Origin of the sequence: Microcoleus sp. OTE_8_concoct_300 (assembly GCF_031383065.1) — a bacterium.
Classification (GTDB): domain Bacteria; phylum Cyanobacteriota; class Cyanobacteriia; order Cyanobacteriales; family Microcoleaceae; genus Microcoleus.
This window is the reverse complement of record NZ_JANMZH010000691.1, coordinates 23,928-33,628: the sequence shown is the minus strand read 5'-3', so window position 1 is coordinate 33,628 and position 9,701 is coordinate 23,928. Positions and strand designations below refer to the sequence as shown.

Annotated in this window: 9 protein-coding genes and 1 pseudogene; 5 read left to right on the top strand and 5 right to left on the bottom strand. The window is 44.9% G+C overall.

Annotation, left to right across the window (positions count from 1 at the left end; genetic code table 11):
• Positions 1-518: 518 nt before the first annotated feature.
• The gene (locus ACUVJL_RS31265) at positions 519-713 is read left to right on the top strand and encodes a hypothetical protein (protein ID WP_445249385.1); all 195 of its coding nucleotides are present in this window, start codon (positions 519-521) and stop codon (positions 711-713) included.
• 223 nt (positions 714-936) lie between these two features.
• On the top strand, positions 937-1,128 hold the full coding sequence (locus ACUVJL_RS31260) for a hypothetical protein (protein WP_445249384.1): 192 nt from the start codon (positions 937-939) through the stop codon (positions 1,126-1,128).
• 79 nt (positions 1,129-1,207) lie between these two features.
• Here ACUVJL_RS31260 and ACUVJL_RS31255 read toward each other — a convergent pair whose 3' ends face one another.
• From ACUVJL_RS31255 to ACUVJL_RS31240, 4 genes are all read right to left on the bottom strand, one after another.
• Positions 1,208-2,419 carry a pentapeptide repeat-containing protein gene (locus ACUVJL_RS31255; RefSeq protein ID WP_445249383.1) on the bottom strand — a complete coding sequence of 404 codons (1,212 nt, stop codon included), beginning with the start codon at positions 2,417-2,419 and terminating at the stop codon, positions 1,208-1,210.
• 128 nt (positions 2,420-2,547) lie between these two features.
• A complete protein-coding gene (locus tag ACUVJL_RS31250; protein WP_445249382.1) occupies positions 2,548-3,186 on the bottom strand; it encodes a Uma2 family endonuclease in 639 nt (212 codons plus the stop codon).
• A 97-nt stretch (positions 3,187-3,283) separates the two neighbouring features.
• Positions 3,284-3,868, bottom strand: a complete 585-nt coding sequence (locus tag ACUVJL_RS31245; RefSeq protein WP_445249381.1) for a Uma2 family endonuclease — start codon at positions 3,866-3,868, stop codon at positions 3,284-3,286.
• Between the two features lie 39 nt (positions 3,869-3,907).
• Positions 3,908-5,074, bottom strand: coding sequence for a pentapeptide repeat-containing protein (locus ACUVJL_RS31240; protein ID WP_445249387.1), 1,167 nt, complete (start codon positions 5,072-5,074; stop codon positions 3,908-3,910).
• A 92-nt stretch (positions 5,075-5,166) separates the two neighbouring features.
• Here ACUVJL_RS31240 and ACUVJL_RS31235 point away from each other — a divergent pair, with 92 nt between their 5' ends.
• Both ACUVJL_RS31235 and ACUVJL_RS31230 read left to right on the top strand, forming a co-directional pair.
• A complete protein-coding gene (locus ACUVJL_RS31235; protein ID WP_333135348.1) occupies positions 5,167-5,784 on the top strand; it encodes an IS607 family transposase in 618 nt (205 codons plus the stop codon).
• Positions 5,708-6,865, top strand: coding sequence for an RNA-guided endonuclease InsQ/TnpB family protein (locus tag ACUVJL_RS31230; RefSeq protein WP_445249386.1), 1,158 nt, complete (start codon positions 5,708-5,710; stop codon positions 6,863-6,865). The genes ACUVJL_RS31235 and ACUVJL_RS31230 overlap by 77 nt, the downstream gene beginning before the upstream one ends.
• Here ACUVJL_RS31230 and ACUVJL_RS31225 read toward each other — a convergent pair.
• Positions 6,813-7,850: a GAF domain-containing protein gene (locus ACUVJL_RS31225; RefSeq protein WP_445249380.1), complete on the bottom strand. Its 1,038-nt coding sequence runs from the start codon at positions 7,848-7,850 to the stop codon at positions 6,813-6,815. The genes ACUVJL_RS31230 and ACUVJL_RS31225 overlap by 53 nt on opposite strands.
• Before the next feature lie 1,022 nt (positions 7,851-8,872).
• On the opposite strand from ACUVJL_RS31225, the pseudogene ACUVJL_RS31220 reads away from it, so the two are divergent.
• Positions 8,873-9,066 (top strand): annotated as a pseudogene (locus ACUVJL_RS31220) (RNA-guided endonuclease TnpB family protein); the annotation flags it as partial.
• Positions 9,067-9,701: the final 635 nt, after the last annotated feature.

The window sequence follows — 9,701 nt, the reverse complement described above, 5'->3', positions numbered from 1 at the left end:
ATGCTTCAATCTAAAATCTAAAATCTAAAATCTAAAATCGATTGACACTCCCCGGTATGGCAGACGCAGGATTCTTAAGACTTTACCAGAAAGAATTGGTTTAAAGCCCCAAGCCCGATCGGGAGAAATTAAAAGAAGACTATTCATTACTCCAATCCTCTTCCTTCCAGGTAGAGCACGCTATCAACTGTCAACTGTCAACTGTCAACTGTCAACTATAGCAATCCTAAATGATTCTACTCGTTACCTGGCAGAGCCTGGTAACGCATACCCGGCGGCTCTGCCTCTATTTTCGCGAGGCAGAGCCACGGGACATTGATTCCCAGGCTAAGAGCCTGGAAACCAGTTATTGAAACTGATTTAGGATTGCTATATCAACTGTCAACTGTCAACTGTCAACTGTCAACTGTCAACTGTCAACTGTCAACTGTCAACTGTCAACTGTCAACTGAAGACAGGCAAGTCTCTATCAGCCAGATGCGATTATTTTAGAGGTTTCTATCGGCGAAATAGATGGATTGCTATTTCTCAAACAACTAAAAACCCAACCAGAAACCCAAGGGATTCCGGTTCGGCTGCTAACTCTCAAAGCCAAATGGTCAGATTTATCACAGAGTTGGTTCCACAAATCTCAACTTGCAGCAGCGATCGTCAATCCTCTCGAACCAACTATGCTTGCCGCGGAGATTGCGAAGTTGTTGGGTTGGGATTGAAACTGAGTATCCTCTCTGGGAACCTGGGTATTGTGGGATACAATTTCTCTCAGTTATTGCTATTTTTACGAAATATTTCGATTTGTATCACTTCCTTAACAAATTTGTATTCTTTACCAAATCTTTACTTCTTACCTCTACATTCATAGAGTTGCTGCTTCAAGCCAGCTTACAGGACTTGGCAACAAGAGACAAATACACTTTCGATAAAAAAGAGGTTTTTATGACAAGCTGTCCTTGCTGCACAAATCAAATGCTGCGTCACGTTCGCCAAGCTCAAGTATACTGGTTTTGCCGTCAGTGTTGGCAAGAAATGCCTGTTTACAGTCTTAACAGCTACGGTTCATCGCCCTCTCTAAATTTAGTTAGAGAGTTAAGGATTAAGAAGCAACTTTTTTCAGAGGCGATAGTTTAAAGGTAAAATTCCATCGCACAGGCGTGAGGCCCGTGCCGCAATGGAGGCGGATGAATAAAAGCGATCTCGCACTTACCGACTAAACCTCTTCAAAAATCGCGCCTCGCTGCTGTAGATTCACCTGCATCTCCTCATCGATTCCTGAATTATTCCCGAATCTGGCTGACTCGACATTCGCACCGCTGAAATTAGTATTTGTTAAGTTCACTTCCAGCAGATTTGCGCCGCTCAAATTGGCACCGCTGAGGTTAGCTAAAGCTAGACTTGCTTTGTGCAAATCTGCGCCACTTAAATCAGCATTTCCTAAGAAAGCGCCACTCAAATCTGCACCGCCGAATTTGGCATTGTGCAGGTTGGCGTCGCTGAAATCGGCATCGCTTAAGTTTGCACCCCGGAAATTTGCCCGATCGAGATTTGCGCTGCTAAAATCCACTCCACTTAAAGTCGTTCCGCGCAAGCTGCTACCCGCGAAATCTAGTGCTGGGTTGAGATTGGCGATTTTTGCCAACTCTACAAAGTTGTCGGTTTGGGCCCCGATAATGCGATCGACCATTTTCTGCAATTCCGATTCAGCTTCCGGGACAATTTCCACTTCGCGCTGTTCAACCGGAGGCAAATTGTAGGACAACAGGGCCCAACTGAGAGCAGGTTGGAGTTTATTTGCTTGCAGGTATATAGTCAGGATTCTTTCTAAAACTGAATGTTGATTTGGCGTGATATCGTGCGGCCATAAACCCTCAGCATCTGTGAGATAAATATCTTCTTTAGCAACTTGAAAAGCCGCTGCTATCCGAAACTTTTTTGCAGCCAATTCTCCCAGCTTAGCACTTTTTAGCAAACCTTTTAATACTGATTTCCCCTGTTCTACTGCAAAAATCCAAGCTGGCGTTGTATCATCGCTTATTGTGGAAACGTGACACAATATGCTCTCTATTTCCTTGATTTTTTCCGCCTCCTCGCCGCCCTGAACTCCCCGCTGACTTTCGCTCACTAAAATTTCTGCACTACTTTTAATCGGCAGGGTTTCTTCTATTGGCAAAAGCTTGAAAGAACCGACTAACTGACGTGATGCTACGGGAATTTCGCAGTTTTCTAGATAGAGCTTGAGCGTCCCGCCTTGCAGACCAAATTTAACGCGACCACCTAGCAGGGGTTCCCAATGCTCGTTAAAATTCAGGCTCAAGTGAATGTCGAGCTGCTGGGTTTGGGCTGCAACCGATGGAACTGGAATTGCTTCTAATTGCATCCACAAGCAATCAGGGTATTTGTTGTGAGAATCTAGCGATCGCATATCGGTAGAAGTGCTGGCTTTGCCAGACTGTGATGGAGTTGTTGAGGAGGGTTTAATTTTTAATCTATCACACTACAGCATTTTTTCATACCTTAAAACTGGAATTTTTGTTTAATTTTCTCCGCCCTTCATTGGTTTTGCTGAATTTGGCTTTTTACCCAATTGCGAAATGCTTTCACTAATTCCAAATAGTCCATTGTTTCTGCTTGTTCCAAAAATCTGACAATCTCTAATATCGGTAAGCTGGGAAATGCTAAACTGATCTCGCCCTCCACGTATTCTCCATTTTCTAATCTTTTGATTCTGAGTCGTGAGCCATTATAAATCCAAACTTCCGGCACTCCCAGATCCGCATAAACCTGCAAGCTATTTGCCGAACGGCTGGTAATATCAATTTCCACCACTAAATCCGGCGGCGGATCTTGATTCAGGTCGATTCTTTTTTTGCCTTTAACTGCACTAAGATTTTGGATGTAAAAACATTCATCCGGTTCTTTACCGCTAAGTTCAGGACGCTTGAAAGTTGTGGAACCAAGGGGTTCAATTTTCACATCTAATTCTTCCGCTAAGGTTTCAACAAATCGACCCATTATTGTTTTGAAGCGTTCGTGTTCTGGGGAGGGTACCATAATTTCAAGATTGCCGCGATTATATGTCAGTCGAATTTGCCGATCGCCGATTTCGGCAAGCAAAGTTTCGTAGGTTTGCCAACTGATACCCGATAGCTGGACGCTTTGTTCTGGCCGAGCGAGAGTTTGAGCAGTCATAGGGCTACTTTGGTGAAGAGTTCAATCGCACTTTTGCATTATATCATCAATCCGGGCGATGGCTACGCCCCGGCCCCGGCCTACGCACTCCTCACCTTCACTCACCCATCTGCGCCGGAAATACCGCAGATAAATCGAGAGACAAATCTGGGAAACCTGGAATTACCACAACCTCATTCGGCAAAACCACTCGTTTGACTCGATAATCGAAACCACCTCTTTGTTTTTGATAAGGTTCGCTGTGCATTTCCAGTTGAATATCTACCAAATTAAATATCCAATAATCAGAAATTCCCGATTCAGCATAGAGAGATAACTTGGTTCTCCTGTCGTATTTCAAAGTAGAATCAGAAACCTCAATTACCAACAAAATATCAGCGGCTAGAGGGTGAGGAGATAAATAATTGTCATAACGGCGGGCAATAACTAGATCGGGTTCGGGTTCGCTCTCATCAGACAAAATAATCGGTTCCTGTACACGCAGGCGAGCGCGTCTTGCCAGTAAAATGATTAACTCCTCAACTAAGAGAGTATTGCAATCCGAGTGAAACCTACCTTTAGCAGCCATGATAATAATTTCTCCGCGAATCAATTCAATTCGGTCATCTGGCTCAAAAAATCCCAGTTCTCCCAAACGGTGATATTCGGCGATCGAAAAGCGTTTTGCAGTTACGGCAGTCATAGCTTTTATTACCCTCTACAATTACCAACATTTCCAATTCTACTCAAAAATCCCGCCCCGTGTCCTTAACTCAATTTTTACCGCTTCTGAAATTCCCAGACAACCAAAAAACTTCGCATTGTCCACCACCGCATTTTTTAAATCAGCGCGGCTCAAATCAGCACCGTTTAAATTCGCACCGCTCAAATCAACACCGCTCAAATCAGCATTTGTTAAATTAGCGTCAGTCAAATTTGCATCTACTAAAATCGCATCCGGTAAATAAGCACTGCTCAAATTTGCGCCGGTTAAATTTGCACGGCTCAAATTTGCCCGGGGCAGCTTGGTTCGCAAATCAGCACCGCTTAAATTAGCGCTGCTGAGTTCAGCATCCCGCAAATTAGCATTGCACAAATTAGCATCAATTAAAATAGCAGCGCTCAGCAAAGCACCGCTGAGATCCGCCAAGGTCAAATCTGCGCCCCGGAGATTTGTCTCGCGCAAATCCGCACCGTTAAAATCAGCGTAGTGCAAGTCACAACCGCTTAAATTAGCCCCGGCAAAATCCTCAACCGGATCCAAACCAACTGTTTGTGCAAGTTGTAGAAAATTATTAATTTTATCGGTTAAAAACAGTTCCCGGACGATCGCCAATTGCTGCTGCCGATACTGGTTAGCCTTCTCGTAATCTGCTAAATACTTGTAACCGAGCTTCAAATTCTTGAGAGCATTGCGCTCAACGCGATCGTCCTTGTTAGTGCGCGCGATCGACAACTGCTCGTGATAACATTCGATCGCACTCGGCAAATCTCCATTAGCATCGTAAGCTAGCGCCAAATAGCCCAAAGTTTCCAGGGTTTGGCGCGCGTCGCCACTTTCGCGCGCGATCGCCAAACGCTGCTGCTGGTAATCAATAGCACTAGAAAAATCCTCCAGAGTACAGCAAGCATTGCCCAGATTTCCCAAAGCATTCGCCTCGCCCCGGCGATCGCCAATTTCCCGCGCTAACACCAAATGCTGCTGGTAGCAGTCGATCGCTGACGGATAATTTCCCAGGGCTTCGTAAGCTACGCCCATATTGCCCAGCGCCGCACCCGATCGCCGCTTATCGTCCATTGAGCGATATAACCCCAGCGCTTCCTGCCAAGACTCCAGCGCCGCCTCAAATTGGCGCGCCTGATATTGCGAAATCCCCTGCTTGATTAGCTCGCTAGCTTGTTCGCTCATACTGTTAATGTGAAATAAATAATTTTCCGGAATGTTCCGGTAAATGCTGGTAGATGTTGGTAACATAGATTAAGAACATTCTACCGCCACCGATGACCAAATATGTCACACCGCGAGAAGCGTGCAAAATCCTGCAAGTCTCAGAAAAAACGCTTAGAAACTGGGAGCTTGCCGACAAAATATCAGCAATCAGAACTCCCTCCAACCAGCGACGCTACGACATTGACAGCGTTCTCGGAACAAAACACAACCGAGTCACAGCTATCTATGCCAGAGTCAGCAGCTACAAGCAGCGAGAAGACCTCGAAAGACAAGTTGGCTACCTCCAAAGTCTCTACCCGCAAGCTAAAGTCTTCAAAGATATCGGAGGCGGACTCAACTTCAAAAGAAAATCACTGCTTGCCCTTTTGGGACAAATCATGTCAGGATCTATCTCAACAGTTGTGGTCGGACACCAAGACAGACTCGCAAGGTTTGGTGGCGACCTCATTAAATGGATCTGCGAGCAAAACGATTGCGAACTCATGGTTCTCAGTAGAAGTGAATTGTCTCCAGAGCGAGAAATGGTTGAAGATATCCTTGCCATCATCCACGTCTTCAGTTGCCGACTCTACGGACTCCGAAAATACAAATCTGCTATCAAAGAAGATCCGAGTTTACCCGGAAATCGGGCTAGCAGCGAAATGGAGGACTTGGATTGCAGCAAGTAGATGGTGTTACAACCAAGCAATTGCTATTGTTAAAAACGAAAGAATTGGCAAGTACGACTTAAGAAAAAAAGTAATGAAATTGGCTCCTGGTTGGGTATCAGAGCAACCTTACAACCCGCGACAAATGGCAGTATTTCAAGCTTTTGAAGCACACAAAGCAGCTAAGAAGTCAAAAGGAATGGCAAAGTTTAGAAGCCGTTTCGACGCATCTCAGACTATCAGGTTCCAAAAGTCTAATTGGAAATCCGGGACTTTTTATCCGCTGTCTACTAAGGGGTTAAGCTTTAAAGCATCGGAGCCTATTATTGAAGAAATGCAACACGAACCAACACTAAGCTTGATCGACGGGCAATGGTTTATTTGCTATGCTGTTGATGCCCAAAAAATAGAACCGATTAAAATCGATTCAGCTATTGCTTTAGACCCCGGTGTTAGAACTTTTATTACTGGCTTTGACGGCAGTGACTTTATCGAAATAGGAAAGAATGATATCGGTCGTATCTATCGACTGGCAAGACATCTAGACAAATTAATGTCGCGTATAGGGTTGAGCAAAGGAAGGCAACTCAAGCGGTTGAGGTATTGGTTGAGAAAGTCAGCAGCAAAAATTCGGATTAAAATTAAAAACTTAGTCAATGAATTGCACAAAAAAGCTGCTAAACATTTGACAGTCAAATATAAATTAATTTTCTTGCCGACCTTTGAAACGCAACAAATGGTAAAGAAAGGCAAGCGCAGACTGGCAACTAAAACAGCTAGAGCGATGGTAACTTTGAGTCATTATCGTTTTAAACAAATGTTGAAGCATCAAGCCGCTAAACACGGGGGCTTTGTAGTAGACGTAACAGAAGAGTACACATCGAAAACTTGCTCAAAGTGTGGACATATCCACACTAAATTAAACGGGTCTAAAATCTTTAAATGTCCAGAATGCGGACACACTCTGGACAGAGATTTCAATGGCGCTTGCAATATTTTATTGAAAGCTTTGAGAGATACCTCCCTGATAGAAAAGCTTGCAGCTTTCTCTATCTTGCCATACACGGCAAATTCTGGCTTAGTCCTGAATTTACCGGGTTAAATGTATCTGTTGTCACCTGTCCTAGGATCAAGTCAAAAAAGCCTTTGTAATCATCATCAAAGATTCTGAGCGGACTCACTCCGGCAATCAAGAACCCGAAGGTTTCTCCCGATCGGGCCAGTGGTAGAATGACCGCTTGATGGGGAGATTGGGACCAGGCGCCGCCGGGTAAAAGTCCAAATCGCGCTTCTAAATCCTCAACTATTTTGCTTTCACCCGTCTCCATGACTTGCCTCAGTTGCCACCCCTGGGACGTTTCAGCGGATGTCAGATCGATCACCTCTGGGCTGGCGATGGTTCCGGCGGCTAACCTGGTTGTGCCGGAAAGTCGTGCTTGAGTGCGATCGCGATCGAGGAGATACAGGAGTGCAAACGGGATGTCATAGGCGTTAGAGGTCAATGCAGTGGCAGCCACACCGCAGGCGGCTTCTACCGTCAATGTGGTGACTGTTTCTGCGCCTAATTCACGCAGCGTCCTCAAGCGGCGATCGTTCAACACCCGCTCAGTTTCTTCGGTGACAGCGCCAAACACACCACCTGGTGTGCCATCTGAGGTGGGAACAGGACTGTAGGAGAAGGTAAAGTACGTCTCCTCTGGATACCCGTTGCGCTCTACGATCAGCAAGGCTTTTTTATTCCATGACGATTTGCCTTCTTTTAAGACGGCTTCAGCTTGAGGCCCAACCACCTCCCAAACCTCTGCCCAAACCTTAAACGCAGATTCACCCAGGGCCTCGGGATGACGCTGGCCCAGCATCGGGATGTAAGCGTCGTTGTAGAGGTTAATCATCTGGTGTCCCCACCAGATGAACATGGGGTAGGGGGAACCCAACACGAGCCCGATTGCGGTTTTTAAGCTCTCGGACCATTTCTCGACAGCACCCAGGGCCGAAAGGGACCAATCGTGCGATCGGATCAGCGCCCCCATCTCGCCACCGCCCGCAAAAAGCTCTTGAGGAATTTCCTCTGATCCATTGACGCTCATTTTTTTATTCCTATATAAAAATATTTGGTTGGCAGTGCCTCAGCTTCAAACAATCCCGACCCACCCCGAAAAACTAGGCTGTTTAAGTTTCTTAAGCATTCTTTCCTAATGCTTGGGCTTCCCGGAGACTACGCTCAGGGTTTGCTAGGAAATCCCCGTTAGAAATATAATAGTAAGTATTTAACCAAGCAAATAATACTATTATAACCCTGATTTACTGCAATCAATTCCATCCCACGATTATAAAAAATAGACTTTAACAACTTGAAACACTGAAAATCCGCCCAACCAGCAAGCATCAGAACATACTTTTTGCCTCATTTTATTAGTTGTTTTTGGTTTCGCTAAAAAATCCAATTTTCACAAACAATTGGGCATTGGTAAGTGGTAGCTAATACTGGTAATCGGTTAATATTGCGCGGTAAACCTACATTTTTTGACTCTACATACTTGCCAAATTTAAATCCGAAATAGGTAGGTACTCTGAATATTACAGCATTTTTTAGGTAAGTGAGGTACATATAGCAAACCTTGCAGGAGTCGTAATTTTTTTACCCCACCCCAGCCCTCCCCTTGGAAAGGGGAGGGAGTAAGAAATTCACAAATGATGCGAGGATTGCTATAGCAAAGATAGAGGACACGGCAGTGCCGTTTCCCTACAGCGATCGCTCGCTTGACGGCTGTACTTTATCAATGCGGAATCTGCTGTAAATTATTTCCCTCCCCTTGACATACTTGATTGCGGAATACCTCACTCTTCCACCCAACTACAAAGGCTTGATTTTGAGGAACTGAGACTTTAATATAAGCCATTATTAAAGCGGCTATTTTTGGCTGATATCTGTGTAAGTTACCTTCTCAAAATAAGTAAGCAATCGTATTGCACCATGCAACTAAGGAATGAGAATTAAATAACTTCCACAAGGAAAGTGGGATGGGCGTCTCGCCCGTCCTTTTTGGACGGGCGGGACGCCCATCCCACAATAATAATTAAAATTGTAAGTTATTTAATCCGCGATCCTAAGCTTGCAGGGTGCGCCGCTAGGTCTAACGACTCGATCTTGTCGATTTGAATAGCAAAAATATGGTGAAAAATCCTTGTCTAGCTAAGTCAATTAACGAAGGTTCTCGGTATCAATGCTGAGTGTGGTTGAAATATTTTGGCAAAGTGTTTGAAAGAAAAACTATTGCCATCACGCCGAATGGAACAAGCCAGTAATGCTGTAACTGCGGAACGATTGTCAAAAAAAGTTTAAGTACAGGTACTCATATCATTTCCGGTTACACCGGAATGATGTTGACTGTTGACTGTTGACGGTTGACTGTTGACGCCGTGAACAGTGAACTCGAATTTACTATTCCGATGCTAACGGATTTGATATCACGTCTGTAATTGTGGCTGTGTACTCGATCGCGATCGTCAGGCCGCTAGAAATATCCTCTCCTGAGGGGATTGGGTAAGGTCGGACAGCCCGAAACCTCTCGATTAAATTTAGGTAACGCTTGTGGAGAGATTTCCCTCTACTGAAGATCAGAGAAATGCTGTATCAGCAAATCGCCTCAACGAATCAAGAATCGATCGCGTCTTTATACCTAAGAGTGTCACACCTGTTGGGGACCTGTCCCTCTCCCTCTGGCGCATCCTTATTTTGACGCCGGTGCCCGACAAAAAAAAAGACAAAAAAAAGAGAGAGCTACGTAAGTAACTCTCTCTGCCATCAGGGTGCATCTACATAACACAATATAACACGACCGGGATGAGGGGTGACACCCTCAAACGTGAAGATCTGGTAAAGAAATGTATATTAATTATAAAGTAATCATACAGCGCGAAAAGCTAGAGGGGGGCGG